Annotated in this window: 26 protein-coding genes and 2 tRNA genes; 9 read left to right on the top strand and 19 right to left on the bottom strand. The window is 71.6% G+C overall.

Features of this window, described 5'->3' with window-relative positions; genetic code table 11:
• Nucleotides 1-22: 22 nt before the first annotated feature.
• Nucleotides 23-772, bottom strand: a complete 750-nt coding sequence (locus CFK41_RS06685) for a Pr6Pr family membrane protein (RefSeq protein WP_096798953.1) — start codon at nt 770-772, stop codon at nt 23-25.
• A 171-nt stretch (nt 773-943) separates the two neighbouring features.
• Nucleotides 944-1017, bottom strand: a tRNA-Lys gene (locus CFK41_RS06680).
• Nucleotides 1018-1236: 219 nt separating this feature from the next.
• Here CFK41_RS06680 and CFK41_RS06675 point away from each other — a divergent pair.
• Nucleotides 1237-2133 (top strand): NAD-dependent epimerase/dehydratase family protein, encoded by an 897-nt coding sequence (locus CFK41_RS06675; protein WP_096800976.1) that lies wholly within the window; start codon nt 1237-1239, stop codon nt 2131-2133.
• Between the two features lie 71 nt (nt 2134-2204).
• On the opposite strand, the gene CFK41_RS06670 is transcribed toward CFK41_RS06675, so the two are convergent.
• Nucleotides 2205-2648 (bottom strand): GNAT family N-acetyltransferase, encoded by a 444-nt coding sequence (locus CFK41_RS06670; RefSeq protein WP_096798952.1) that lies wholly within the window; start codon nt 2646-2648, stop codon nt 2205-2207.
• A 64-nt stretch (nt 2649-2712) separates the two neighbouring features.
• Here CFK41_RS06670 and CFK41_RS06665 point away from each other — a divergent pair, with 64 nt between their 5' ends.
• A complete protein-coding gene (locus CFK41_RS06665; protein ID WP_096798951.1) occupies nt 2713-3144 on the top strand; it encodes a YchJ family protein in 432 nt (143 codons plus the stop codon).
• 99 nt (nt 3145-3243) lie between these two features.
• Here the strand turns inward: CFK41_RS06665 and CFK41_RS06660 are convergent, their stop codons facing one another.
• Together CFK41_RS06660 and CFK41_RS06655 are read right to left on the bottom strand one after the other, a co-directional pair.
• The gene (locus tag CFK41_RS06660; RefSeq protein ID WP_096798950.1) at nt 3244-3723 is read right to left on the bottom strand and encodes a hypothetical protein; all 480 of its coding nucleotides are present in this window, start codon (nt 3721-3723) and stop codon (nt 3244-3246) included.
• 89 nt (nt 3724-3812) lie between these two features.
• On the bottom strand, nt 3813-4568 hold the full coding sequence (locus CFK41_RS06655; protein ID WP_096800975.1) for an SDR family oxidoreductase: 756 nt from the start codon (nt 4566-4568) through the stop codon (nt 3813-3815).
• Between the two features lie 148 nt (nt 4569-4716).
• Here CFK41_RS06655 and CFK41_RS06650 point away from each other — a divergent pair.
• From CFK41_RS06650 to CFK41_RS06640, 3 genes are all read left to right on the top strand, one after another.
• A tRNA-Leu gene (locus CFK41_RS06650) sits at nt 4717-4798 on the top strand.
• A 30-nt stretch (nt 4799-4828) separates the two neighbouring features.
• Nucleotides 4829-5521 (top strand): histidine phosphatase family protein, encoded by a 693-nt coding sequence (locus CFK41_RS06645; RefSeq protein WP_096798949.1) that lies wholly within the window; start codon nt 4829-4831, stop codon nt 5519-5521.
• On the top strand, nt 5518-6060 hold the full coding sequence (locus CFK41_RS06640; RefSeq protein ID WP_096798948.1) for a DUF4916 domain-containing protein: 543 nt from the start codon (nt 5518-5520) through the stop codon (nt 6058-6060). Before CFK41_RS06645 ends, CFK41_RS06640 begins: the two co-directional genes overlap by 4 nt.
• Before the next feature lie 67 nt (nt 6061-6127).
• Here the strand turns inward: CFK41_RS06640 and rdgB are convergent, their stop codons facing one another.
• The 6 genes from rdgB to clpS all read right to left on the bottom strand — a co-directional run bounded on the left by rdgB (nt 6128) and on the right by clpS (nt 10302).
• Nucleotides 6128-6775, bottom strand: coding sequence for an RdgB/HAM1 family non-canonical purine NTP pyrophosphatase (rdgB, locus tag CFK41_RS06635; RefSeq protein WP_096798947.1), 648 nt, complete (start codon nt 6773-6775; stop codon nt 6128-6130).
• Nucleotides 6772-7530 (bottom strand): ribonuclease PH, encoded by a 759-nt coding sequence (gene rph, locus CFK41_RS06630; protein WP_096798946.1) that lies wholly within the window; start codon nt 7528-7530, stop codon nt 6772-6774. Before rph ends, rdgB begins: the two co-directional genes overlap by 4 nt.
• Before the next feature lie 84 nt (nt 7531-7614).
• On the bottom strand, nt 7615-8391 hold the full coding sequence (locus CFK41_RS06625; protein WP_096798945.1) for an MBL fold metallo-hydrolase: 777 nt from the start codon (nt 8389-8391) through the stop codon (nt 7615-7617).
• Nucleotides 8388-9200 carry a glutamate racemase gene (gene murI, locus CFK41_RS06620; protein WP_096798944.1) on the bottom strand — a complete coding sequence of 271 codons (813 nt, stop codon included), beginning with the start codon at nt 9198-9200 and terminating at the stop codon, nt 8388-8390. The genes CFK41_RS06625 and murI overlap by 4 nt, the downstream gene beginning before the upstream one ends.
• Nucleotides 9201-9343: 143 nt before the next feature.
• Entirely contained in the window at nt 9344-9979 is a 636-nt protein-coding gene (locus tag CFK41_RS06615) for a DUF2017 domain-containing protein (protein WP_096798943.1), read from the bottom strand.
• Nucleotides 9979-10302 carry an ATP-dependent Clp protease adapter ClpS gene (gene clpS / locus CFK41_RS06610; RefSeq protein WP_096798942.1) on the bottom strand — a complete coding sequence of 108 codons (324 nt, stop codon included), beginning with the start codon at nt 10300-10302 and terminating at the stop codon, nt 9979-9981. Before clpS ends, CFK41_RS06615 begins: the two co-directional genes overlap by 1 nt.
• A 108-nt stretch (nt 10303-10410) precedes the next feature.
• Here clpS and CFK41_RS06605 point away from each other — a divergent pair, with 108 nt between their 5' ends.
• Nucleotides 10411-11790: a nicotinate phosphoribosyltransferase gene (locus CFK41_RS06605; protein WP_169928795.1), complete on the top strand. Its 1380-nt coding sequence runs from the start codon at nt 10411-10413 to the stop codon at nt 11788-11790.
• 322 nt (nt 11791-12112) lie between these two features.
• Here the strand turns inward: CFK41_RS06605 and CFK41_RS06600 are convergent, their stop codons facing one another.
• Both CFK41_RS06600 and CFK41_RS06595 read right to left on the bottom strand, forming a co-directional pair.
• Nucleotides 12113-13921: a DEAD/DEAH box helicase gene (locus CFK41_RS06600; RefSeq protein ID WP_151904697.1), complete on the bottom strand. Its 1809-nt coding sequence runs from the start codon at nt 13919-13921 to the stop codon at nt 12113-12115.
• Between the two features lie 100 nt (nt 13922-14021).
• A complete protein-coding gene (locus CFK41_RS06595; RefSeq protein WP_096798940.1) occupies nt 14022-14393 on the bottom strand; it encodes a DUF3039 domain-containing protein in 372 nt (123 codons plus the stop codon).
• A 90-nt stretch (nt 14394-14483) separates the two neighbouring features.
• On the opposite strand from CFK41_RS06595, the gene CFK41_RS06590 reads away from it, so the two are divergent.
• The 3 genes from CFK41_RS06590 to CFK41_RS06580 all read left to right on the top strand — a co-directional run bounded on the left by CFK41_RS06590 (nt 14484) and on the right by CFK41_RS06580 (nt 17017).
• Complete coding sequence (locus CFK41_RS06590; protein WP_096798939.1) at nt 14484-14969, top strand: VanZ family protein; 486 nt, start codon at nt 14484-14486, stop codon at nt 14967-14969.
• Nucleotides 14970-15032: 63 nt separating this feature from the next.
• Complete coding sequence (locus CFK41_RS06585; RefSeq protein WP_096798938.1) at nt 15033-15896, top strand: MurR/RpiR family transcriptional regulator; 864 nt, start codon at nt 15033-15035, stop codon at nt 15894-15896.
• Complete coding sequence (locus CFK41_RS06580; protein WP_096798937.1) at nt 15893-17017, top strand: serine hydrolase domain-containing protein; 1125 nt, start codon at nt 15893-15895, stop codon at nt 17015-17017. Before CFK41_RS06585 ends, CFK41_RS06580 begins: the two co-directional genes overlap by 4 nt.
• A 12-nt stretch (nt 17018-17029) precedes the next feature.
• On the opposite strand, the gene CFK41_RS06575 is transcribed toward CFK41_RS06580, so the two are convergent.
• From CFK41_RS06575 to CFK41_RS06550, 6 genes are read right to left on the bottom strand one after another with little or no spacing between them, the layout of a single operon-like run.
• Nucleotides 17030-17914, bottom strand: a complete 885-nt coding sequence (locus CFK41_RS06575) for an ABC transporter ATP-binding protein (protein ID WP_096798936.1) — start codon at nt 17912-17914, stop codon at nt 17030-17032.
• Nucleotides 17911-19773, bottom strand: a complete 1863-nt coding sequence (locus tag CFK41_RS06570; RefSeq protein WP_096798935.1) for a dipeptide/oligopeptide/nickel ABC transporter permease/ATP-binding protein — start codon at nt 19771-19773, stop codon at nt 17911-17913. Before CFK41_RS06570 ends, CFK41_RS06575 begins: the two co-directional genes overlap by 4 nt.
• A gap of 3 nt (nt 19774-19776) precedes the next feature.
• The gene (locus tag CFK41_RS06565) at nt 19777-20754 is read right to left on the bottom strand and encodes an ABC transporter permease (RefSeq protein WP_096798934.1); all 978 of its coding nucleotides are present in this window, start codon (nt 20752-20754) and stop codon (nt 19777-19779) included.
• A gap of 16 nt (nt 20755-20770) precedes the next feature.
• Nucleotides 20771-22426, bottom strand: coding sequence for an ABC transporter substrate-binding protein (locus CFK41_RS06560; RefSeq protein ID WP_096798933.1), 1656 nt, complete (start codon nt 22424-22426; stop codon nt 20771-20773).
• Nucleotides 22423-23421: a GNAT family N-acetyltransferase gene (locus CFK41_RS06555; RefSeq protein ID WP_096798932.1), complete on the bottom strand. Its 999-nt coding sequence runs from the start codon at nt 23419-23421 to the stop codon at nt 22423-22425. The genes CFK41_RS06560 and CFK41_RS06555 overlap by 4 nt, the downstream gene beginning before the upstream one ends.
• A complete protein-coding gene (locus CFK41_RS06550) occupies nt 23418-24566 on the bottom strand; it encodes an exo-beta-N-acetylmuramidase NamZ family protein (RefSeq protein ID WP_096798931.1) in 1149 nt (382 codons plus the stop codon). Before CFK41_RS06550 ends, CFK41_RS06555 begins: the two co-directional genes overlap by 4 nt.
• Nucleotides 24567-24569: the final 3 nt, after the last annotated feature.

The following is a 24569-nucleotide window of genomic DNA, read 5'->3' as shown; positions in this document are numbered from 1 at the left end:
CCCCGCCCGTCGAACCGCCCGATCAATTCCCGGCCGGTCGATCGGCGCCGGTCGAGGGCGAGGCTGACGCTCGTGCGCCCTGGTTAGTGTCACGCCGTCCCCGCCGGCGCCCCACCGCGACCACTCCGGCGGCCACCCCGAGGATGACGGCCGCGATGCCGACGATGTAGCCGGCCACGCCGACATATCCGCCGGGCACGAGGTGCGGGTCCAGGAAGGGGTACGGGTACCACCAGGGGTCCCCCGTCGCAGGACCGACCACGAAGTTCGCGCGGATCATGGTGTAGAGCACCCAGAGGACCGGGAGCACGGCGGCGACGAGCACGGCGCGCCAGGGCAGCGCGCGCCGCTGTGGCCCCACCAGCACGTCGATCAGCAGGAACAGCGGCGCGATGAGGTGGAGCGTCTCGTTGGTCCAGACGTCAGAGATCCCGGCGATCGGGATCGACCGCAGCAGCAGGTTGTAGACCACCCCGGTGACGATCATGTAGGCGCTCGCACAGACCAGCAGCGTCGCCAACCACGCGGGATCCACGCCTACGTCGCGTCGCCGCAGTGCTCGCACGCCCAGGAGGACCAGGACCACCACGGCGCAGAGGTTCGAGATGATCGTGAAGTAGCTGAAGAAGTTCGCCACGACGGTGCCGACCTGCCCGGCGGCGACACCCTCCGCGGCGCGGGCGTTGCCGACCGCGATCGCGAGCTGTCGCAGGATCGCGGCCGCGCCGAGCGCGGCGGCCGCCAGTCGCAGGTAGGGCCACACCGTGGTCATCGAGTCTCCTGAGGGACGAGGCGGGGGTGTGGTGCGCCATGAGCGCGCACCGCGAGGATTGCCCTCAGGATTCCACGCGCGACCCCGCACACATACCGCCGTCCGCACTGACCGTTTCGCCGGAGACATGAAGAAGCCCCACCGGCTGGCCGGTGGGGCTTCTTCTCTCTGTGCGCCATCAGGGACTCGAACCCCGGACCCGCTGATTAAGAGTCAGCTGCTCTAACCAACTGAGCTAATGGCGCGAACAGGAAAGAACTTTACCCCCAAGTCTCCGCGCCGCCAACTCGAGAGGCCGCTCTGTGATCGAGGGAACAGCAGGTCCTGCCGTCGGCCGCCGGCATCGCCGGTTCCGTCGCAGGGACGGGCGCCGGTGCGGAGACCAGCACCGATCCTCTAGACTCGACCCTCCCAGGAGCGTCTTGCGCGAGGGTCCCCCGGACCGCTCGCCGGAGGAGGTCGGAGTGAGGATCGCGGTCACCGGAGCCACCGGCGTGCTCGGGCAGGAAGCCGTGGAGGCGCTGGTCGCCGCCGGGCACGAGGTCACCGGGATCACCCGCCGCGACTCCGGGGTGCCGATCGTCGAGGGGCGGGGCGGCAGCGCCGTCGTCGCCGACGTTTTCGACCCTCACGATCTGGCCCGCGCGTTCCGCGGCCACGACGTCGCGATCAACGCCCTCGCCCACGTCCCGGTCGGGATGTCGGGCCTGCGCCCGCTGTCCTGGCGCGAGGACGACCGCCTCCACCTCGAGGCCTCCGTCGCGATCGCGAAGGCCGCCGCCGAGGCCGGTGTGCGCCGTCTCATCCAGGAATCCACGATCTTCCTCTACCCGGACAACGGCACCGACTGGATCAGCGAGGACCTCCCGCTGAACGTGCGCAACCAGGCCTTCCGGCCCCGGGTCAAGGAGATGCGCGCCGCGGTCGACTTCGCGACCTCCGGGCGCAGCGCCGTGATCCTGCGGCTGGGCCAGCTGTTCGGCCGTGACCAGCACACCACCCACGCGCTCAGGGCGACCCGCAACGGCGATCCGATCCTGCTGGGCAAGCCGGACTCCTACGTCACCCTGCTGCACCACTCCGACGCCGGGCGCGCCTTCGTGGCGGCCCTGCGTGCGAGCAGCGGCTTCTACAACGTCGGCGGCGAGCCGATCCTCAAGAAGCGCTGGGCGAAGGATCTCGCGATGGAGGCCGGCACCGAGCAGCCCGCGAAGTTCTACCCGGAGATCACCCAGGCGATCGTCGGAACCCGTCTCGACGTGCAGCGGCGCTCGCTGCGGGTCTCCTCGCTGCGGTTCGTGTCCGAGACCGGCTGGCGACCGACGGTGGGCCCCTCCACCCCGGGCTGGTCGCGCCGCTGAGACGGCGCCCGGCGGCATGACGCCGGACAGCAGGCGGGGGTGGCGACGCGAAGACGTCCTCCCGCCCGGGCTCAGCGCGGCAGGCGCATCCCCACGCTCGGTGAGGAGTCGACGAAGCCGAGCGATCCGTAGAGCCTCTGCCCGGGCGGATCCGCGAGCAGCGTGATGTACGGGTGCGGCGGTGCGGCCGCGTCGATCCGTGCGATGAGGTCCTCCATCACCACCCTGCCCAGGCCACGACGCTGATGGGCGGGATCGGTGGCGATGTCCGCGAGGTGGAAGTACCAGGTGCCGTCCCCGAGCACCCGTCCCATCGCCGCCAGCGCGCCGTCCTCGGTGCGCACGCTCGCCCACGCCCAGCTGGCCATGAGGGCGCCGGCCGACTGCTCCCGGGTGCGCGGGCTGAGACCGGACTCCCGGCGCAGACGAAGGTACTCCTCGGCGCCCGGCGCCTCAGGAATCAGCTGATATCCGCTGGGCAGCGGCGCATGGGGGCGGGATTCGGCCGATGTCATGGGCCGATCCTGTCATCCCCGGCACTTCCTCGCTCCGCACAGACCGGAGAGGGATACTGCCGGGATGAGCACCACGCCGACGCCACCTCTCGAGACCGACCGCTGCCCCTGCGGCAGCGGGGACACCTTCGGCGCCTGCTGCGGACCGGTGCTGTCCCAGCAGCGACGGGCCGCCACCGCGCAGGCTCTGATGCGCTCGCGCTACACGGCCTTCGCCACGGGAGACCTCGAGCATCTGCTGCGCTCCTGGCATCCAGGGACGCGCCCGGACCGAGAAGATCTCGCCGCCTCGCTGGAGGAGGACGTGCGCTGGCTGCGGCTGGTGATCCACGAGACCTCCGCCGGTGGTCCGTTCGACGATGCCGGCACCGTCGAGTTCACGGCGATCTCCCGCGGTCCCGGGGGCAGGCAGGTGCTGCGCGAGCTCTCCCGTTTCGTGCGGGAGGGCGGGGCATGGCTGTACGTCGACGGGGATGTCGCCCGCGACCCTGGCTGACGCTTCGTCGACGACGGACGCCCCGGGCTCACAGGGAGCCCGGGGCGTCAGCGCGCGTCGGTGCCGGAGCGATCGCTCCGCACGACGGAGTCAGCAGGGTCAGCCGCCGAGGGTCGCGACCTTCTTCTCGGCCCGCTTCGCGGCCTCCTGGAGGATCGCACCGAGCTCCGAGGCGTGCTTCTCGGCCTCCTTGGAGCGGGGCAGCGACGACTTCTTCACGGACTTCGAGGCCCGCTTCGCGGAGCGCTCGGTGCTGCGTCGCGCATCCTTCATGGCTGCGGCGACCTTCTCCCCGCGGGTGGGCTCGCGACGGGACAGGGCGATCGCCGCAGCGATGCCCGCTCCGATCAGGACCACGCCGGCGACGCCGCCTGCGATCGCCACGGCGGGCGTCACAGGGGACTTCTCGTCACCGGCGGCGGAAAAACCCTTCACCGCACCGACGATCTCGTTCTTCCAGCGCGTCGCCGCGTTCACGGGATGGACGCGATCGATGAGCTCATCGATGTCCGACGCCAGGTTGTCCTGCCGGCGATAGGCCTCGCTGCGCATGTCGTCCAGGCTCTTCTTCTTGGCCACCACTGCCTCCGGGGGTCGTCAGGGCTTGCTGTTGCAGATCGTATCGCGGACGGCGGGACCATATGGCCACGCGCCGGCCCGCGCGGGGTTCACCTCGCGGTGCGGGAGAGGAAGTCGTCGGCCCCGCCGACGAGCTCGATGTGACCGGTCTCGACGTCGGCCGACGCCATCGCGGCGACCTCGGCGGCGAACTCCTCGACGGAGTAGAGCTTGCCGGCGGCCTCGCGGCGCTCCTCGAGAGCGCCGGGGCGGGCACGGTTCAGCAGCGTCGCGGTGACGGTGCCCTCGATCATGTCGCCGGAGACGACCACGAAGGAGATCCCCTTCTCGGACAGCTCGCCGATCCGCTCGGTGAGCGCCGTCTCGCCGGCGCGCTTCGAACGCGCGACCTGCTCATACTCGGGCATCGTCTCGACCTCGTCGATGAAGTGCGCCTGGTGGCTGGTCACGAAGACCACGCGGCCGCCGGTGGAGAGATGCTCGAGGCCGGCGCTGAGCGCGTCGTCCTGCGCGTCGCGGTTCAGGCGCATCGCGTAGTCCTCGCCGAGATCGGCCTCCATGCCGCCCGAGGCGTTCAGGACCAGCAGGTCCAGGCCGCCGAAGGTGTCCACGGCGGTCTGCATGAGGGTGCGCACGCCCTCGGCATCGGTGAGGTCGGCGCCGACGGCGACGGCCTTGCCGCCCGCCTCCTCGATCTCCTTGACCACCTTGTTCGCGCGCGGCGCCTTCTGGCGGTAGTTGATGACGACGTTCGCACCGTCGGCGGCGAGCAGCTTCGCCGTGGCGGCCCCGACTCCTCGGGACGAACCGGTGACGACGGCGGTCTTGCCTGCGAGGGCGCTCATGAAGGACTCCTGGGGATCGTGGATCGTGTGGTTCAGCGATGGACGAGGGAGATCGAGGGCGCTCACGAGGGGCACCCGTCGGGATCCCGCTCGACCGACCACCCGAGCCTACCGGAGCACAGCCGACGGCCCGTTAGGCTGGACTCGCGCGCGAGTGGCGGAATCGGTAGACGCGCTGGATTTAGGTTCCAGTGCCCCAGGGCGTGAGGGTTCGAGTCCCTTCTCGCGCACGCATCACCACAGCGACGAGGAGACGTTTCATGACCCTGTTCGGGCTCGTCCGTCATGGGCAGACGGACTACAACCTGCAGGATCTCTTCCAGGGGTCCTCCGACATCCCTCTGAACGACACGGGCATCGCCCAGGCCCATGCCGCGTTCGACGCGCTGCCGGCCGTGGACTGGGACGTGGTGCTCTCCTCCCCGCTGCAGCGGGCCGAGCAGACCGCGCGGATCATCGGCGAGGACCATGCCATCCCCTTCGGCGGCACCGAGCCGCGCCTGGTCGAGATCGACTGGGGCGAGGCCGAGGGCAGGCCGGTGCGGGAGATGGAGGAGAAGTACCCCGAGCGCGCCTTCCCCGGCCGTGAGGACCACCAGGCCGTGGCCGACCGCGGCTACGACGCCCTCGAGGCGCTCGAGGAGCGCTACCCCGGCAAGAAGGTGCTGCTGGTCGCCCACGGCACGCTGATCCGCTTCCTGCTCTCGGGGATCATCGAGCAGCCGCTGCCCTCGATCCCCAACGCGACCCTGTCCGTCCTCGAGCTCGAGGGCACCACCTGGCACGTCAGCATGGTCGCCGGGCAGGCGGTCGACCACACGGTCGAGGTCGCCGACCGCTCCGAGAACCCCCGTTTCATCCTGGAGAAGTCGCATCTCACCCCCGCGGCGATCGCAGCCCGCGATGCCGCCTCGCACGCCACCGCGCACCCCGCTGAAGGAGCAGATCGATGAGCAGCCGCACCGCCGTGGACTCCGAGGGATCCTGGTTCGAACCCGATCAGGTCACCGAGCTGCGTCGGCGCCTGCCGATCCCCTACGTGGACATCGTCCCGGTGCGCACCGACGTGGACGGCTCCGTGGAGGAGGTGGGTCTGCTGCTGCGCGCCTCGGGCGCCGGGCGGATCGTGCGCGCGATCGTCTCGGGCCGGGTGCTGGTGCACGAGACGATCCGCGAGGCGATCGCCCGGCACATCGACAAGGACCTGGGCCCCATGGCGATGCCCCGCATCCCCGTCTCCCCGGTGCCGTTCACGGTGGCCGAGTACTTCCCCACCCCTGGGGTCTCCCTGTTCCACGATCCGCGCCAGCACGCGATCTCGATGGCCTACGTGGTGCCGATCGACGGGGAGACCGCTCCGCAGGAGGATGCGCTGGAGCTGACCTGGTTCGGGATCGACGAGCTGGTGGCGGAGTCCTCGCCGCTGGAGGAGACGGAGGGCGGCCGGGATCTGCTGGTCCGTCGCGCCCTCGCCCACGTCGGCGCGATCTGAGAGCAGACGGGACGGGCCGCGCACGGCCCATCCCGTCCCTTCCCTTCCCGTTCCTGCAGAGCCTGTCTCAGCCGGCCGTGCCCAGCAGCGGGGCGACATGCCCGGCGAGCGCCCGGAAGGCCTTCCCGCGATGGGAGATCGCATCCTTCTCCGCCGGGCTGAGCTCCGCGGAGGAGCGGCTCTCGCCGTCCGGGCGGAACAACGGGTCATAGCCGAAGCCCCCGTCGCCGTGGCGCTCGCGCAGCAGCACGCCCACCATCTCCCCGCGCTCCACGACCTCGGCGCCGTCGGACGCGACCAGCGCCGCCGCGCACACGAAGCGCGCGGTGCGGTGGGCGTCGGGGACGTCGCCGAGCTGGGCGAGGAGCAGATCGTTGTTCGCCTCGTCGTCACCGTGCCGGCCGCTCCAACGGGCGGAGAAGATCCCCGGCGCCCCGCCGAGCACGTCGACCGAGAGTCCCGAGTCATCGGCCACGGCGAGCAGCCCGGTGGCCTCCGCGGCGGAGCGGGCCTTCAGCAGGGCGTTGCCCTCGAAGGTCACGGCGTCCTCGACCACATCCGGCAGGGAGATCCCTGCCGAGGAGATGATCTGCTCGGGCGCGAGCCCGGGGACGGCCGCGGTGAGGATCCGCTGCAGCTCGGCCAGCTTCTTCGCATTGTGCGAGGCGAGGATGACCCGCGCGCCGGCGGGGACCTCCGTGCGTGCCGCGCTCATCGCTGCTGCGCCAGGACGTCCCGCTGGATCCGTGCCAGCTCCGCGCAGCCGTCGGTGGCGAGATCCAGCAGCGCCCCCAGCTCGGTGCGGTCGAAGGGCGCACCCTCGGCGGTGCCCTGCACCTCGACGAAGGAGCCGGAGCCGGTGACCACAACGTTCATGTCGGTCTCCGCCGTGACGTCCTCGCGGTACTCGAGGTCCAGCAGCGGACGGCCGTCCACGATGCCCACGCTGATCGCGCTGACGGTGTCGGTGAGCACGGTCGAGGCGGCCGGCAGCGAGGTGTGCTGCTTGCCCCACGAGATCGCGTCGGCCAGCGCCACGTAGGCGCCGGTGATGGCGGCGGTGCGGGTGCCGCCGTCGGCCTGCAGCACGTCGCAGTCCAGCTGGATGGTGTTCTCCCCCAGCGCATCGAGATCGATGATCGCCCGCAGCGAGCGGCCGATGAGGCGGGAGATCTCGTGGGTGCGGCCGCCGATCTTGCCCTTGACCGACTCCCGCGGGGAGCGGGAGTTCGTGGCGCGGGGCAGCATCGCGTACTCGGCGGTGACCCACCCGGAGCCGGAGCCCTGCTTCCAGCGCGGCACCCCGGCGGTGAAGGAGGCCGCGCACAGCACGCGCGTGCGGCCGAACTCGATCAGGGCGCTGCCCTCGGCCTGGTCGAGCCAGCCTCGGGTGATGCGCACCTCCCGCAGCTGGTCAGGGGTGCGGCCGTCGATGCGGTCGCCGGCAGGGGTCTGGGTCGAAGAGCTCACGGAGCTCCTTCCTCGGAAGGCGTCGGATGGTCACCGTCCGATCCCCCGCCGCGTCGTCGACGCGGCAGGCCGATCGGGCGATCGTCACACGTCGAGGATATCCATCGGCCGGACCATCGTGATCTGCCCGCTGTGCACCTCGCGCGCCTCGGCGAGCGGGACCTCGTGGTCGGTCCAGGCCGGGATGTGGGTCAGCGCCAGGTGGCGGACCCCCGCGCGGGCCGCACACTCCCCCGCACGACGTCCCGTGAGGTGGACACCGGAGAAGCGATCGTCGCGCCCCTCGATGTACCCGGCCTCGCAGAGGAACAGGTCGGCGCCGTCGGCGAGCTCATCCAGCGCCTCGCAGGCATCGGTGTCGCCGGAGTAGGCGAGCGTGACCCCGCCACCGGTGATCCGGAAGCCGTAGGCCTCGACCGGGTGCATGACGGCGCGGGTCTCGATCTCCAGCGGGCCGATCGTGAAACGGTCGCCGTCGCTCAGGGGGAGGTGCTCGAAGGGCGCGGTGGTGACGCCATCGGGGATGCAACCCTCGCGGCCCAGCACGCCGGCGATCCGCTCGGGCAGCGGGGCCGGGGCGTGGATCGGCAGCTTCCCGAGGTCCGTGCGGGAGTGGTAGGCCCAGAACACCTCGAGGCCGGTGAGGTCGAGGTAGTGGTCCGGGTGGAGGTGGGAGATGATCACCGCGTCCAGGTCCGCCGGATCGATGACGTTCTGCAACGGCCCGAACGCGCCGGACCCCAGGTCCATCAGCACCCGCCAGACGCGGCCGTCGGCGTCCTCCTGCTCGATGAGGTAGCTCGAGGCGGCGCTCTCGGGGCCGGCGAAGCTGCCGCTGCAGCCGATGACGTGGACCCTCATGCCGGCACCACCGGCAGAGTGCCTGTCATCTCGAGCGTGGGGCCGAGGAACCGGCGGGAGAGCCGCGCGAAGTTCTCGCTGCCCGCGCCGACGGCGGTCTGGGCGAAGACGTGGTGCGGCGCCCGGGCCGTCTCGCGCAGCGCGTCGGCGGCCTGGAGCTGGCGGTAGACGTCCAGCGCGGTCTCCTCGGCGGAGGAGACGAGGGTGACGTCCGGGCCCATGACATAGCTGATGGGGCCGGCGAGCATCGGGTAGTGCGTGCAGCCCAGCACGAGGGTGTCCACTCCGGCCGCCTTCACCGGGGCCAGGTACTCCTCCGCCGCCTCGAGCACCTCGTGGCCGGTGACCACGCCGTTCTCGACGAACTCGACGAAGCGGGGGCAGGCCTGCGTGGTGAGCGACAGCTCGGGCGCGGCGGCGAGGGCGTCCTCGTAGGCGCGGGAGGTGACCGTGCCCTGGGTGGCGATCACGCCCACCCGGCGGTTGCGGGTCGCGGCGACGGCACGGCGCACGGCCGGCTGGATCACCTCGACCACCGGCACCCGGTACCGCTCTCGGGCATCGCGCAGCACGGCGGCGGATGCGGTGTTGCACGCGATGACGAGCATCTTCACGCCGTGCTCGACCAGCTCGTCCATGATCCCCAGCGCCAGCGAACGCACCTCGGCGATGGGACGCGGGCCGTAGGGGCCGTTCGCGGTGTCGCCGATGTAGACCAGCTCCTCCTGGGGCAGCTGGTCGAGGACGGCGCGGGCGACGGTGAGGCCACCCACCCCGGAGTCGAAGATCCCGATCGGCGCGTTGTTCATCCGTGCAAGGCTAATCTCGACAGCCGTCAAGGGCAGTGACGGCACGCTCACTGCGTGCCGTTTCACAGTTCGAACACAACTCCGGTGGTCCCGCCGCGGGGAGATCGACGGACTGGACCTCGGCCGACGGGCCAGGCGGGAGGCTAGTCCAGCGCGCGCAGGAGGCTCTCCTGCAGCCAGGACAGCAGCTCGTAGACCGCGATGACGATGTCGGAGCCGACGTGCTCCTCATCACCGACCGGCGGCGCGTCCTCCACCCGCTCCCCGATCTGCTGGAGCATCCGCACGGTGTCGAAGTCGCCGTCCCGCTCGAGTCCGAGCCGGTCGGCGAGCACGATCCGCACGTCGTTGAGGGCCCGCAGCATGGCCATCGACTCGGGGTCGTCGAGCACCACCTCACCATGGCCGCCGCCCGTGCGGTCCAGGATCCGCATCACCAGGCGGAGATCGGCGAGCTTGCCCTCGGCGAGGTCCTGCTGGGCCAGGCGTCGGTACTCCGCGGCGAGATCCGGGTCCTCGGAGGCCTCGGGGAAGAGGCGTCGCACGGCGGAATCCGAGGGGGACCGAGCATCACGGCCGGCGAACTCCGCCTCCAGGCGACGCAGCGGATCCTCGCTCTGCGCGGCGCGTCGCAGCGCCCCGCCCCCGGTGTCGATGCCCAGGTCGCCGCGGATCAGATCCGCGGTCTCCTGCGCGACCTGGGCGATGATCGCCTTCTCCTCGCCATCGAGCCGGCAGGCCAGGGTGCCGTCCGCACGGCGTCGGAACGCATGCGCCATCAGGCCTCCCCCGCCTTCTCCAGCGTCGCCTGCAGTCCGAAGGAATGCATCGCCTGCACATCGGTCTCGACCCGTTCCCGGGATCCGGTCGAGACGATGGCGCGGCCCTCCTCGTGGACCTGCATCATCAGCTGCTCGGCCACCAGGTGCGAGTAGCCGAAGTAGCGCCGGAAGACGAACTCGACGTAGCTCATGAGGTTCACCGCGTCGTTCCAGACGACGGTGCACCAGGGACCATCCGTCTCGAGCGTCGCCTGCGCACTGCCGAGCGGATCGGTGAGCGACTCCGTCCGCGGGTCGACCCGCGGCAGCTCCACCGGCATGCGCATCCTCCTGAATCCTCCCGCTCCCCCGGGTTCGGGATGCGGCGGGTCGAGTCTACGGGGCGTGCCCGCTCGGCTGCCGCGCCGGCACGCACTACGGTGGACACCGTGACTTCTGCCCTGCTCACCGACCTCTACGAGCTGACGATGCTGGAGGCCGCCCGCGAGGCCGGCACCGCGTCGCGGCGCTGCGTCTTCGAGGTGTTCACCCGCTCCCTGCCCGAGGGGCGCCGCTACGGCGCGCTCGCGGGAACCGGACGCGTGCTGGACGCGATCGCCGGCTTCCGATTCGACGACGCGGACCTGCGCTACCTGCGCGGGGCCGGGGTGCTGACGGAGGAGACGCTCGAGCACCTGGCCGAGTTCCGCTTCGCCGGGGACGTGCACGGCTACGCGGAGGGCGAGCTGTACTTCCCGAACTCGCCCGTGCTGCGCATCGAGGGGACCTTCGAGAATGCGGTGCTGCTCGAGACGGTGGTGCTCTCCATCCTGAACCACGACAGCGGCGTCGCCTCCGCCGGATCACGCATGATCACCGCAGCCCGCGGCCGGCCCTGCATCGAGATGGGCGGCCGACGGGTCCACGAGGACGCCGCGATCGCCGCCGCGCGGGCCGCGTACCTGGTCGGCTTCGCCTCCACCTCGAACCTCGCCGCGGGAGCGCACTACCGCGTGCCCGTCGCCGGAACCGCCGCACACGCCTTCACCCTCCTCTTCGACGGCGAGGAGGAGGCGTTCCGCTCCCAGCTCGCCTCCCAGGGCGCCGGGACGACGGTGCTCGTGGACACCTATGACGTCGAGCAGGCCGTGCGCACCGCCGTCGAGCTCGCAGGGCCCGAGCTGGGCGCGGTGCGCCTGGACTCCGGCGACCTCGGCGAGCAGGCCGTCCAGGTGCGGGCGCTGCTGGACTCGCTCGGGGCGACCGGGACCCGGATCACGGCGACCGGCGATCTGGACGAGCATCGTGTCGAGGAGCTGAAGGACGTGCCGCTGGACGGCTACGGCATCGGCACCAAGCTCGTCACCGGCGGCGGGCATCCTGCGCCGGGCTTCGTCTACAAGCTCGTCGAGCGCGAGGGCGCCGACGGCACCATGCAGCCCGTGGGCAAGCGCTCCGCCTCCAAGGCCACCCTCGGCGCGGGCAAGGCCGCCTACCGGATGCGGGTGGGCGGTCGTGCCCATGCCGAGCTGGTGCTGCCCGGCGAGGAGGAGGTGGCCGAGTTCGAGCGGGAGCTGACCGCCGAGCTCACCTCCGGGACCTCGCATCCCGACTGGGCGCGCACCTCGCTGCGCCCGCTGCAGCAGCCCCTGATCCTGGGCGGGGAGCTCGTCGAGACCCTGCGGGCACCCGAGCGGGTCGAGGCGGCACGGATCCGGCATGCCGAGTCCGTGGCGGAGCTCGGGATCGCCGCAGACGACGGCCCCGACGGCCCTGTCGCGATCCCCACCATCACCGACGGCACCGAGGCCGCGCGCCTGCTGGGCTGAGGCGGGAGCTCGGGGCGGGATATCTGGTGCGCCCCGGGACCAGTTCGGCCCAGCAACCGCTCTGACCTGGACATCGGCCTACCTCGGCGCACAGTCTGCTCCGGTCGCCGGCCTCCGCGGCGCACGGCCCGCCTGCGCACCAGCCCTCGGCGCACGGCCCGCCTGCGCACCGGCCCGCAGCTGGTCGGTGACCGGCGCGTCAGCGATGACTACGGCGATATCGTCGTACAGATCGCCCTGACGCCAGTACCCGACCACGGCTCGGCTCAGCAGGACTCGGAGACGACAGCGGGTGCAGGCGCACTGTCACCAGCTGCGGGCCTCAGCGGCGGCCGACGAACCAGCCTCGCACGATCCCGATGCGCTCCTGGATCTGCTCCGCGCTGGCCTGGGCGACGGCCGGGCCGCCGCTGCGGCTGCGCAGGGTGTTGTGCACCGAGCCGTGCGGGGTGCCGGACTTCTTGGACCAGGCGGAGACCAGGGTGCTGAGCTCCTTGCGCAGGTCCATCAGCTGCCGGTGATCGACGACTCCGGGGGTGACGGGCGCGCCCGCGCTCCCGCTCTTCTGCCGTCGGGCCTGCTGCTGGGCCTGCTGCTGCTGGAGCACGGTGCGCATCTGGTCGGCGTCCAGCAGGCCCGGGATGCCCAGGAACTCCTGCTCGTCCTCGGAGCCGATCGTGCCGCCGGCCCCGTACTCGCCGCCGTCGAAGAGCACGCGGTCGAAGGAGGCCTCGGACTCGAGGGCCTCGAAGCTCATCTCCAGCTCGTCGGAGGTCTTCTCCGGGCGGTTGGCCTGCTCGATGAGGCTCTCGTCGAGCCCGGTCTCCTCGTCGCCCGTCTTCGGCCGGCGGTCGAGCACATGGTCACGCTCGGCCTCCATCTCGGCGGCGTGGCCCATGAGGATCGGGACGGTGGGCAGGAAGACGCTCGCGGTCTCGCCCCGGGTCCGGGAGCGCACGAAGCGGCCCACCGCCTGCGCGAAGAACATGGGTGTCGAGGTCGAGGTCGCGTAGACGCCGACGGCCAGGCGCGGCACGTCCACGCCCTCGGAGACCATGCGCACCGCGACCATCCAGCGGTCGTCGGACTCCGAGAACGCCTCGATCCGCTTGCCGGCGCCGACGTCGTCCGAGAGGACCACGGTGGGCTCCTCGCCGCAGATGTCCTTCAGGGTCGCCGCATAGGAGCGGGCCGCCTTCTGGTCGGTGGCGATGACCAGTCCGCCGGCGTCGGGCACGTGGCGGCGCACCTCGGTGAGACGGCGGTCCGCCGCGGAGAGCACGGACTGGATCCACTCCCCCTTGGGGTCCAGCGCCGTGCGCCAGGCCTGCTGGGTGATGTCCTTGGTCTCCAGCGCGCCGAGCTGGGCTGAGACCTCGTCGCCGCTCTTGGTGCGCCAGTGCATGCGCCCGGAGTAGGTCATGAACAGGACCGGGCGCACCACGTGGTCGCGCAGCGCCTCCCCGTACCCGTAGGTGTAGTCCGCCTTCGAGCGCAGGAAGCCCTCGCCGTCCTCCTCGTAGACCACGAAGGGGATCTGGGAGTCGTCCGAGCGGAAGGGGGTTCCGGTCAGGGCGAGGCGCCGGGTGGCCGGGTCGAAGGCATCGCGCACGCCGTCGCCCCAGGTCCGCGCGTCGCCGGCGTGGTGGATCTCGTCGAGGATCACCAGCGTGCGATCGGCCTCGGTGCGGGCGCGGTGCAGCGCCGGGTGCATGCCGATCTGCGCGTAGGTGACCGCGACGCCCTGGTAGTGCGAGCCGTGCGCGCCCTGGGCGTTGGAGAAGTTCGGGTCCAGGGAGATGCCCACGCGCGCCGCGGCATCGGCCCACTGGGTCTTCAGATGCTCCGTCGGCGCGACCACGGTGATGCGTCGGACCGTGCCCTCGGACAGCAGGCCCGCCGCGATCTGCAGCGCGAAGGTGGTCTTGCCGGCGCCGGGGGTCGCGACGGCCAGGAAGTCCTTGGGCGCGCGGTCCCGGTACAGCTCGAGGGCCTCCGCCTGCCAGGCACGGAGCTTGGAGACGGTGCCCCAGGCGGCGCGCTCGGGGTAGGCGACAGGGAGCGATCGCGCGGCGGCCTCGGAGGGCTGGCGGGGATCGTTCGTGGAGAAGAGCGAGGGGGTCGTGTTCACAGCGAGAACAACCGTACCGCCGACGGGTGACGACCCGCCGACGCGACGGATGTGAGGAAGTCGCCGCGCTGCGAGCGTCCCGACGGGGCGCGGCGCGGGCTCAGCGCCGCCCGCCGAAGAAGCCGCGGAAGCCGCCCTTGCCGGACCCTCCGGAGCCGGACCCGTCCCCGCCGTCGTTCGGCTCACGGAAGCCTTCGTAGATCTCCTTGCACTCCGGGCAGACCGGGTACTTCTCAGGATCGCGGCCGGGCACCCACACCTTGCCGCACAGCGCGATCACAGGGGTGCCGCCGAGGGCGGCCTGGGTGATCTTGTCCTTGCGCACGTAGTGCGCGAACCGGTCGTGATCACCGTCGTCGGTCTTCTGGTCCTGCTCCTGCAGCTGACGGTCCAGCACCGCGGTGCTGCCCGGGCCGGCGCCGGGGTCGTCGCTGTAGGGGTCCATCCGGGACGGGTCGGACGTGGAGGACATGGCACTCTCCCTCGATCGATGTCGTGCTCCGCGAAGCCTATCGGCCCTGCCTCCCGCGGGACACCGCCGCCCCCTGGAACACTCCTCCCCATGGACGCCGTGGTCGATTTCCTCCGCCGCCTGCCCGACGAGATCCGACGGGTCGGCGGCTCGCTGCCGCTGCGCGCCGGGCTGCTGCTCCTGGCGCTGCTGCTGAACCTCGGCTTCTACCTGCCCTCCCTGCCCGAGGGCACCCCGGGCGCGGGCGTCCCGGGTCTGGACAAGGTGGTGCACCTGGTCGTCTTCGGCCTGACGGTCTTCGCCGCGGGCCGGCTGCTCGCCCCGCGCCGGCGCTTCCCCATGGGCTGGGTGGTGGTGGTCGCGATCGCGCACGCGCTGCTCATCGAGCTGATCCAGTGGGTGGCGCTCCCCCAGCGCAGCGGCGACCTGGGCGACGTGCTGTTCGACGTCCTTGGCATCGCACTGGGAGCGGGGCTGTGGATCGGCGAGCGATACCGCCGCCGCACCGCCGAGGCGGCCGAGCTGGACCCGCAGGAGGATCCGCTGCCCGAGAGCATCGAGAACGGGGTCCGCTGAGGGATTCGGCCCGCTCCCCCGGAAGCCCGCCGCCGACTCCTGGAGGACGCCTACGATCAGGCCATGAGCACACAATCGCTCCTGCAGGGCATGACGGAGGATCTGCCGCCCTCGATGCGCCGCGTCGCCGAGGCGGTCCTCGCCGACCCCCAGCGGATCCTCCGGACCACCATCACGGAGCTCGCCGCGGAGTGCCGCACCTCGGAGCCCACGGTGGTGCGCCTGTGCCAGCGTCTCGGCATGACGGGATACGCCGAGCTCCGCCTCACCCTCGCCGGCGAGCTGGCCTCCGAGCAGGTGCGCCGCCCGTCCGTCGGCGGGGCGCACGGCGCGGACCTCCCCGTGCGCGGCACGCTCTCGGAGATCGTCGCCGACGTCGCGCTGGCCGAGGTGCTCGGCATCGAGGAGACCGCCGCCTCCCTCGACATGGATGCTCTCGAGCGGGCTACCGCGGCGATCGCGGCCGCTCCCGTGGTGCTCCTGCACGGCATCGGCGCCTCCGCCTCCGTGGCCGGGGACTTCGAGCGCAAGCTCCAGCGGATCGGCCGCCGCGCCCACAGCCCGCGGGACACCCACGACGCGCTGGCCGCCGCCGCCCTGATGGGCCCCGGCGAGGTCGCCATCGGCTTCTCGCACAGCGGCACCACCACGGAGACCGCCGCCTTCCTCACCACCGCTCGGAGCGCCGGCGCCACGACCATCGCCCTGACCAACGGGAGCGGCGGCCCCGTCGTGGCGAACGCCGACATCCCGCTGCGCACCACCGTGCGCGAATCCGTCTACCGCTCGGGCGCCATGGCCTCCCGCTCGGCCCAGCTGCTCGTCGTGGACTGCCTGTTCGTGGCCGTGGCAGGGCAGGCCCGAGAGACGAGCGTGGACGCGCTGCGACGCACCTACGACGCCCTTGAGGAGTACCGCGGAGCATGAGCACCCCCACCGATCCTGCCCACGAGGACGCAGAGGCCCTCACCGCCCTGGTCACCAGGCTGACCGACGCCGCGGCCGCGGCCCCTGCAGACGGCGTCGCGATCGAGGGAGCTGCCGCGGCCGTCGCCGCCGTGGACCGCCCCGGAGGCGGGATCTCCCGCGCCGTCGCCGGGAGCACCACGCTGTTCTCCGGGGACGGGACCCGCCTGCCGACCGGTTCCGCCGAGGGCGGGCCGGTGCACGAGGACACCCTGTTCGACATGGCCTCGGTGACGAAGGTGGTCACGACGCTGACCGCGGCCACCCTCATCGAGGACGGACTGCTGGATCCCGAGGCCCCCATCGCCGAGCACCTGGACTCGCCGCATCCCCGGATCACGGCGCGCCAGCTCCTCACCCACACGGCCGGCCTGCCCCCGGTGATGTCGATCTGGCAGATCCCCGGGGACCGTCGGGCGAAGCTGGAGGCGATCTCGCGCGCGACCCTCGACGCGGAGCCGGGCACGGCGCACGCCTACTCCTGCATCGGCTTCATCCTGCTGGGCACCCTGCTCGAGGAGCTCACCGGCCTGTCGCTGCCGCAGCTCGCCCGGCGTCGCGTCCTCGACCCTGCCGGGGCCACGGGCGCGGGCTGGGCGCCGCCCGCCCAGCAGGCCTCCCGCGCCGCGGCCACCGAGATCCAGGACGATCCGCCCCGCGGGCTGGTCCGCGGATCGACCCACGACGAGACCGCCTGGTCGCTGGGCGGCGCGGGCAACGCCGGGCTCTTCGCGACCCTCGAGGACGCGCTCGCGCTCGGCCGGGTGCTGGTCGGCAGGGCGCCGGGCCCGACGTTCTCGGCGCCGGTGCTCGACCTCCTGACCAGGGATCAGCTGTCGGGGACGATCAGCACCGGTGCACCGTGGCGGCAGGGCTTCGGGCTGCGGATCGGCCAGGAGACCGCACCGGGCACCGTGATCCCGCAGGTGGTGGGACATCCCGGCTTCACCGGCACCTCGGTGCTCGCCGATCCGTCGACCGGCGCCGTGGCCGTGCTGCTGACCAACCGGGTGCACCCGCGGCGCACCCGTTTCACCGTCGACCACGCCCGACGGGAGCTCGCGCGGCTCGCCGTCGGCTGACCCGCCCGCGACTCACCGCAGGCGGGACGCCGGATCCGGTGCCGCGGCGAGGAGACGCCGGGTGTACTCTTCCTGCGGGTCGTCGATCACCGAGCGGCTCTCTCCGGACTCCACCACCCGGCCCTGGTGCATCACCATCACCTCGTCCGAGTAGCGCCGTGCGCTGCCCAGGTCGTGGGTGATGTAGAGGACCGCGAGATCCTCATCGCGTCGCAGGGCGTCGATCAGGTCGAGCATCTCCTTGCGGATGGTGACGTCGAGCATCGAGACGGGCTCGTCCGCGATCAGCACCTTCGGCGAGGCCGCGAGCGCCCGCGCGAAGGAGACGCGCTGGCGCTCCCCGCCGGAGAGCTCGTGGGGGAAGCGGTCCAGGTAGCGCTCCGCCGGGGTGAGGCCCACCCGCTCGAGCAGCTCGAGGCAGCGCGCGTGCACCTCCTCGGTGCCGCGCGCGCTCTGGTGGATCCGCACCGCCCGGCCCAGCGTGTACGCGATGCGGCGCAGCGGGTTCAGCGAGGCGAAGGGGTCCTGCAGCGTGAGCTGCACGTCGCCCACGTACTCGCGGTGGCCGGAGCTGGTCGAGGCCGGCACCGCGCGCCCCTCGAGCAGGATCTCGCCGGAGGTGGTGGGGATGAGCCGGGCCAGCATCCTTCCCAGGGTCGACTTCCCCGAGCCGCTCTGCCCCACCAGGGCGGTGACCCGGCCCTGGACGAGCCGGAGCGAGACGTCGTCGACGGCCCGCATCGTCTCCTGACGTCGCAGCAGACCGCGGCGGGTGCCGGCGGGATACTCCTTGACCAGATGGCGTCCCTCAAGGACCACGCGTCCCGAGTCGTCACCGTCGGAGCTGCCCGAGCTGCCGGAGCCCTCGATGCCGTGGGTGGTGTCGGTCGTGGTCATGCGAGGCTCCCCAGGTCTGCGAGCGAGGACAGCAGGTTCTTGGTGTACGGGTGCTGCGGGTCCCGATAGATGTCGACCGCCGGGCCGTACTCGACGAGGCGGCCATGGCGCATGACGGCGATCGAGTCGGAGATCTCCAGCAGCAGGGCGAGATCGTGCGTGGTGAACACGATCGCGAACCCGTACTCCTGGCGCAGGCGCACGATCTGGTCGAGCACGTCCCGCTGGACCAGCAGATCCAGGGCGGTGGTCGGCTCGTCCATGAAGATCACGTCGGGTTCCAGCACCAGCGCGATCGCGATCGCGACGCGCTGCTTCATACCGCCGGAGAGCTCGTGCGGATAGGCGTCGATGCGCTCGGGGTCGATCCCCACCCTCTCCAGATGCTCCTTCGCGATCTCGGTGCGCCGCGTCGGGGTCAGACCGGGGCGATGCACCCGGATGACGTCGTCGAACTGCGCGTGGATCGAGGTCACCGGGTTCAGGGCGTTCATGGCGCTCTGGAACACGACGGCGATCTCGTTCCATCGCAGGGCGCGCAGCTCCCGATCCTCCAGGTGCAGCAGGTCAGTCGGGGTGCCGTCCTCCGCCCGATAGGTGATCGAGCCGTCGACGATCTCCGCCGGCGGTCGCAGCAGGCGGGTGATCGAGTTGGTCAGGGTCGACTTCCCCGAGCCCGACTCGCCGGCCAGCCCCAGGATCTCCCCGCGGCGCAGGGCCAGCGAGACGTCCTGCACGGCGTGCACGGTGCCGAAGGCGGTCGGGTAGTCCACCCGCAGCCCGTCGACCTCGATGATCGACGAGCCGGGCATCGGCGAGGGCTGGATGCTGGGGGCGTCCTCGGGCTCGTCCTGTCGGTCCTCGCGCTCCTGGGAACCGTCGGCCGCACGGGCCGCCTGCTCTGCTGCGGCGCCCGCCGCGTCCGAGCCGCCGGACGCCGTCGCACCGATCCCCGACGCCTGGGCGTCGGCGCTGACCGGATCTCCGCCCGCGGCACGGCTGCCGCCGCCCTTCGCCGCCGCCGATCCGGTGCGCAGCCGAGGATTGGAGTACTCGTCGATCGCGAAGTTGATCAGGGCGAGCCCGGCGCCGATCACGGCGATCGCCAGGCCCGGCGGCACGTACCACCACCAGGCGCCCGCGAGGAGCGCCTGGGAGTTCTGGGCGAAGTACAGCATCGAGCCCCAGCTGGTGGTGGTCAGCGAACCGAGCCCCAGGAAGGCCAGGCCCGCCTCGGCGAGGATGCCGCCGATGACAGAGAAGAGGAAGCCGGAGGCGACCAGCGGGAGCATGTTGGGCAGGACCTCGAAGAACATGATCCGCAGTCGGCTCTCGCCGGTCGCGCGGGCCGCCTCGACGAACTCGCGGTTGCGCAGCGAGAGCGTCTGGGCACGTATCACGCGGGCCGATCCGGCCCAGGAGGTGATCGCGATGACGATCGCGATCGACAGCAGCCCGCGCGAGGGCAGATATCCGGTGAGCACGATGAGCAGCGGCATGCCGGGGATCACCAGGAACACCGCGGTGAGGATGTACAGCAGGTCATCTGCGGCCCCGCGGAGGTAGCCGCCGAGCAGCCCGACGGCCACGGAGGCGACCTGGGAGACGACGCCGGCCAGCAGCCCCACCAGCAGCGAGGTGCGTGCACCGGTCATGAACTGGGCGAACACGTCCTGGCCGGTCTGGGTGGTGCCCAGCCAGTGCCGGGCCGAGGGCGCCTCGAGCATGTCGAATGAGGTCTGGTTCGGATCGAAGCGGGAGATCATCGGGCCGAAGACGGCGAACGCCGCGAACACCAGCACGATGATCAGGCCCGCGCGGACCTTCCCGCCCCGGGGGATGACGGTGGAGATGGTCATGGCTCAGGCCCCCTGTCGGGTACGAGGATCGAGGAGGACGTAGGCGCCGTCCGCGATGAGATTGGCGACGATCACGGCGAGCGAGATGATCAGGAACAGTCCCTGCATGAGCGGGAAGTCCTGGGCGGAGACGGCCTGGAAGAGGGTGTAGCCGAGGCCCGGATAGTTGAAGATCACCTCGGTGAGCATCGATCCGCCCACCACCGCGCCGAGAGCGAGGGCGAAGCCTGTGACGCTCGGCAGGATGGCGTTGCGGGCGGCATAGCCGAACAGCACGCTCCGCCTCGGCAGCCCCTTCGCCTCGGCCATGGACACGTAGTCCTCGCCGAGGATCGTGACGGTCATGTTCCGCATCTGCAGCACCCAGCCCGCGAAGGAGCCGATGACAATCGTCAGGGCGGGCAGCGCCGCATGGGCCAGGACCGAGCCGATGAACGGCGCGGACAGCTCGGGGAACATGGTGCGGTCGTACGCGCCCGCGTACGGGAACCAGCCGAAGGTGACGGCGAGCACCAGCACCAGGATCAGGGCCATCCAGAAGTACGGGATGGCGTTGAGGAAGGTGAGCGCCGGCAGCACATGGTCGGACCAGGTGCCGCGCCGCCAGGCCAGGAGCACGCCGAGCCCGGTGCCCAGCAGGAAGCTGATCACGGTGGAGACCCCCACCAGGGCCACCGTCCAGGGCATCGCCCCGGAGATGATGTCGATGACCGGCACCGGGTAGTTGCTCAGGGAGACCCCGAGGTCGAATCGGGCCAGATCGGCGAGGTAGCGGCCGTACTGGATGATCAGGGGATCGTCGGTGATCCCGAACTGCGCGGCGATCGCCTCGGCCGCCTCGGGCTCGATCTGACCCTCGGAGCCCGCGATCAGCACGCGCACCGGGTCGCCCGGCATCATCCGAGGGATCAGGAAGTTCAGGGTCAGCGCCGCCCAGGCGATGAAGGCGTACAGGCCCAGCTTCTTCAGCAGATATCTCATCGTTCTCTCCTCCGCCTCAGCGGGTGGTCCTGGTCAGCTTGCGCAGCACCATGACCCGGTCGGAGTTCTGCACGGGAGCGCCCAGCGCGTAGGGGTCGCTCTCGTCCGGGAACCCGCTCCAGAACTCGGTGTTGTAGTTGAACCAGTTGGGGGCGGTGATGATCGGCAGCGTGGGGAGCTGGTCGATCATGATCCGCTGCAGGGCCTCGACCGAGGCGCGCTGCGCCTCGGGGTCGTCGGTCTCGGAGAAGCGGCGCAGCAGATGGTCGGTCTCCTCGTCGTACCAGCGCTGGAAGTTCGCCACCACGGGCTCGTCGCCCTCGGTGCGGTATTCCGAGGAGAGCATCGAGCGGTACAGGTACCAGGGGTTCTGGCCGGCGGCGGCGGTGGAGATGGTCACCTCGAAGTTCCCGGTGTCACGGGCCTCGAGCCACTGCTCGAAGGAGATGCCGCGCGGGGTCAGCGAGATCCCGACCCTCGAGAGCTGCGAGGAGAGGATCTGGCTGGTGGTGACCCAGTCGTTGTATCCCGAGGGGATCGGCAGGTCGAAGGTGAGCGGGGTGCCGTCGGGCGCGACCCGGATGCCGTCGGCTCCGCGCTCGTAGCCGGCGTCGTCGAGCACCTTCTCCGCGCCGTCGACGTCCACGGCGAACTCGAGATCCCGGTACTCCTCGGCGATGAACTCCTCGTAGGTGGGCCGCGGCAGGCCGGTGGGATGAGGGGGGCCGAAGTAGGACATGTAGGCGATCTCGGCGATCTCCTGGCGGTCCACGGCCAGGTTGATCCCGCGCCGCAGCTCGATGTCCTGAAACAGCTCCTTCTCGAGGTTCAGGGTGAGGTTGACCGAGCCGTTGCCCGGGTACCAGTAGCCGCGGTGCTCCGGATCGTGGTCCACGAAGATCCGGTCGATGTTGGCGACGAATCCGCCCGACCAATCCAGCTCGCCCGCCTGCATGGCGGTGTTCATGGTCTGCGTGGTGAAGGAGGGCCAGGCCAGCTCGCGCGGCTCGAACTCGTCGGCCGCCCAATGGTCATCGTTGCGGACGAAGGTGTAGAGCTGGTCCGAGAAGCGGTCCAGCAGGTAGGGCCCGCTGCCCATCGGTTCGGCGATCTGCTCCGTCGAGGGGTCCTCGAAGGTCGAGAACACGTGCTCGGGGACGATCGGACGGGTGAGGATGTCTGACTCCTGAGCGAAGGAGGTGCGACCGAACCGGAGCCGGACCGTGGTGGGATCCGGGGCGGTGGCGTCGACGACGTCGAGCGCGACGGTGTTCACCGCCGGGACGTCGCGGTGCAGGAGGAAGGTGTACACGACGTCCTCTGCATCCAACGGCTCACCGTCGGTGAAGACGACGTCGTCCCGCAGCGTCAGAGTGATCTCGGTGCCGTCCTCGTTCCACGCGAAGTCGGTGGCCAGCCAGGGTTCCGACGTCCCGGGGTTCATCGCGGTGGCGAGTCGCAGGTTCTCGTAGATCAGGCCGCTCGCACCCTGGAGCGGCACGCCGCCGTAGGGGTTGAAGTTCGGCTGGAAGGTGGTGGCGTCGTTGGCATGGATCCGCACCGGCAGATCCTGCTCCGCGGTCGGCGCGGAGGAGCAGCCGGCGAGAGCCGTCGCCCCGGCGGCTCCCGCGGTGCCGAGCATGAGTGCGCGGCGGGTGACCTCTGGTGTCATCGGAGGGGTCCTTCCTGGTGGGCCGGCGGGGAGGTGCGGTCGCCGAGCGGGCCGGCGAGGGGCAGGCTGTACGGGGTGTACGTGCGCAGAGTCGTGAAGCCGCGCGAGGCGTAGAGGTGATGGGCCGGGGACCCGGGAGCGGTCCACTGGAACCAGGCGTGGGCGAGGCCCTCCCCCGCCATCCGCCGCAGCGCGGCATCGAGCAGGGCGGCGCCGGCTCCGCGGCCGCGCGCGGCGGGGATGACGCCGAACGGCCCGAATCGGCTGGGGTCCCGGCCCACCAGACCCCATCCGGCGAATCCGAGCAGGTCGCCGTCCTGTCCGTGGGCGATCAGGATCCGCTGCTGGCCGCGCTGCTCACCGGCAGCCTCGTGCAGCACGTCGGCCCAGCCGGGATCGAGCTCCTGGGCCACCAGGTCGAGCAGCGCGGGGAGGTCGCTCTCGCGGCACTCCCGGACCGTGGTCCCAGGGCGGGCGGTCGCGGGCTCGAGGTCCAGCAGGGGACGCGTCATCGACAGGGCGGGAGCCCCCTGCTGCGCTCCGCTCCTCTCGAGGAAGGCCGCGGTCCCGCCATCTCGCTCACGGTCGATCCCGGGCACCGCGTATCCCGCGGGCCTGCCGCTGATCCGGAGCGACTCGGCACCGGCGGACCGCGCGGCGGCCATCGTCTCCTGCAGGAGGGCCCCGCCGATGCCGCGACGCCGATGCTCGGGGACGACGGCGCCGCTGACCAGCCAGGTGACGTCGGCCCCGGTGCTGAGGTGGACATAGCCCAGGAGGCGGTCCTCCTGCTCGGCGACGATCACCTCGGTGGACTCGTCGGGCGCGGCCCGAAGCAGGTCGCGCATCCGCCGAGGTCCGATCACCGCAGTGGCCGAGCTCGCCGTGAGCGCTGCCAGCTCCTCGGCCCGCTCGGTCCGAGCGGTCGCCGGGAGCCGACGCAGCCGGGTCCCGTCGGGAGGCGGAACCGCGTCCGCGAGGGGCACCACGGTCATGCGCTCATCTCGATCGGCGCGGGCGAGGCCGCGAGGATCTCCGAGAGATCGGCGCCGTCCTCGATGCCCTCGCGGAACGCGGAGGACCCCCACAGCAGGTCGATGAAGTCGGGACGGCCGGGGACCTGCTCCCGCCACAGGGGACGGTCGGGATGGAGGGTGGCGGCGGTGCTGATGATCGCGTGCCCGACGGCCAGCGGATCGAACGCCTCCGTGCTCGTGCCCGTGCCCGCGACGTCGAGGTCGGCCCGCAGGTGCACCTGGGCGCCGTGCACCCGCTCCCCGGCGAAGTCGGCATGGGTGGGCCGGTACGCCGCTTCGCGGAAGTCGACGCCCGGGAGCTCGAGCTCCCGCAGCCGCGCGGCCAGCTCCGGACCGCACCAGGGGGCGCCGAACAGCTCGAAGGGACGGGTGGTGCCGCGCCCCTCGCTGAGGGTGGTTCCCTCGAGCAGGCCGGTGCCCGGGTAGAGGGCCACGGTGGTCAGGGTCGGCATGTTCGGCGAGGGTGCCACCCAGGGGGCGGATCCGTCGGCGCCCGGGGCGTCGATCACCTGGAGGTCGAGCTCCTGCTCGAGGTGGTGGGCGGCGACGATCCGCGCGATGCCCCCGAGCCGCTCGCCGTGACGGAGCGGCACGCCGAGGCGGCCGACGAAGCTCGCACAGGCGGGATCCAGTCCCGGTCCGATCGCGGTCGTCGCCAGTGGGGCGGGCCGGTCCAGGACGGTCACCGGGAGTCCCAGCCGAGCGCAGGACGCCATGACGTCGACCATGCTCCACATGTAGGTGTAGAAGCGGCAGCCGGCGTCCTGCAGGTCGACGACCACGCGGTCCAGCCCCGCCCCGGCGAGCAGGCGGTCCAGCTCCTCGCCCTGCACGCCGTATGCATCCAGGACGGGCAGCCCGGTGGTGCGATCGGTGTCCTCGTCGTTGCCGACTCCGGCCTGCCCGGTCCCCCAGTACCCATGCTCCGGAGAGATCAGGCACCGCAGCTCGATGCCGGCGGCGACCAGGGCGTCGACGCCGCGGGAGAGGTCCGCCGTGACGGCGGCGAAGTGGGTCAGCAGGCCGACGCGGCCCGGTGACAGGAGCGCAGGGTCGGCGAGGAGCAGATCGAGGCCGGAGCGAGCATGTGATGCGGGCGACATGTT

It is taken from the genome of Brachybacterium ginsengisoli, from assembly GCF_002407065.1.
Lineage (GTDB): Bacteria > Actinomycetota > Actinomycetes > Actinomycetales > Dermabacteraceae > Brachybacterium > Brachybacterium ginsengisoli.
This window is presented reverse-complemented; position numbering and strand designations above follow the sequence as displayed.

Excerpts from the sequence above, each read along its gene's own strand:
- CFK41_RS06685 (WP_096798953.1), bottom strand. The coding sequence starts at position 772 with ATGACCACGGTGTGGCCCTACCTGCGACTGGCGGCCGCCGCGCTCGGC.
- CFK41_RS06670 (WP_096798952.1), bottom strand. The coding sequence starts at position 2,648 with ATGACATCGGCCGAATCCCGCCCCCATGCGCCGCTGCCCAGCGGATAT.
- CFK41_RS06665 (WP_096798951.1), top strand. The coding sequence starts at position 2,713 with ATGAGCACCACGCCGACGCCACCTCTCGAGACCGACCGCTGCCCCTGC.
- CFK41_RS06655 (WP_096800975.1), bottom strand. The coding sequence starts at position 4,568 with ATGAGCGCCCTCGCAGGCAAGACCGCCGTCGTCACCGGTTCGTCCCGA.
- CFK41_RS06645 (WP_096798949.1), top strand. The coding sequence starts at position 4,829 with ATGACCCTGTTCGGGCTCGTCCGTCATGGGCAGACGGACTACAACCTG.
- CFK41_RS06640 (WP_096798948.1), top strand. The coding sequence starts at position 5,518 with ATGAGCAGCCGCACCGCCGTGGACTCCGAGGGATCCTGGTTCGAACCC.
- rdgB (WP_096798947.1), bottom strand. The coding sequence starts at position 6,775 with ATGAGCGCGGCACGCACGGAGGTCCCCGCCGGCGCGCGGGTCATCCTC.
- CFK41_RS06625 (WP_096798945.1), bottom strand. The coding sequence starts at position 8,391 with ATGAGGGTCCACGTCATCGGCTGCAGCGGCAGCTTCGCCGGCCCCGAG.
- murI (WP_096798944.1), bottom strand. The coding sequence starts at position 9,200 with ATGAACAACGCGCCGATCGGGATCTTCGACTCCGGGGTGGGTGGCCTC.
- CFK41_RS06615 (WP_096798943.1), bottom strand. The coding sequence starts at position 9,979 with ATGGCGCATGCGTTCCGACGCCGTGCGGACGGCACCCTGGCCTGCCGG.
- clpS (WP_096798942.1), bottom strand. The coding sequence starts at position 10,302 with ATGCCGGTGGAGCTGCCGCGGGTCGACCCGCGGACGGAGTCGCTCACC.
- CFK41_RS06595 (WP_096798940.1), bottom strand. The coding sequence starts at position 14,393 with ATGTCCTCCACGTCCGACCCGTCCCGGATGGACCCCTACAGCGACGAC.
- CFK41_RS06590 (WP_096798939.1), top strand. The coding sequence starts at position 14,484 with ATGGACGCCGTGGTCGATTTCCTCCGCCGCCTGCCCGACGAGATCCGA.
- CFK41_RS06585 (WP_096798938.1), top strand. The coding sequence starts at position 15,033 with ATGAGCACACAATCGCTCCTGCAGGGCATGACGGAGGATCTGCCGCCC.
- CFK41_RS06580 (WP_096798937.1), top strand. The coding sequence starts at position 15,893 with ATGAGCACCCCCACCGATCCTGCCCACGAGGACGCAGAGGCCCTCACC.
- CFK41_RS06575 (WP_096798936.1), bottom strand. The coding sequence starts at position 17,914 with ATGACCACGACCGACACCACCCACGGCATCGAGGGCTCCGGCAGCTCG.
- CFK41_RS06570 (WP_096798935.1), bottom strand. The coding sequence starts at position 19,773 with ATGACCATCTCCACCGTCATCCCCCGGGGCGGGAAGGTCCGCGCGGGC.
- CFK41_RS06565 (WP_096798934.1), bottom strand. The coding sequence starts at position 20,754 with ATGAGATATCTGCTGAAGAAGCTGGGCCTGTACGCCTTCATCGCCTGG.
- CFK41_RS06560 (WP_096798933.1), bottom strand. The coding sequence starts at position 22,426 with ATGACACCAGAGGTCACCCGCCGCGCACTCATGCTCGGCACCGCGGGA.
- CFK41_RS06555 (WP_096798932.1), bottom strand. The coding sequence starts at position 23,421 with ATGACCGTGGTGCCCCTCGCGGACGCGGTTCCGCCTCCCGACGGGACC.
- CFK41_RS06550 (WP_096798931.1), bottom strand. The coding sequence starts at position 24,566 with ATGTCGCCCGCATCACATGCTCGCTCCGGCCTCGATCTGCTCCTCGCC.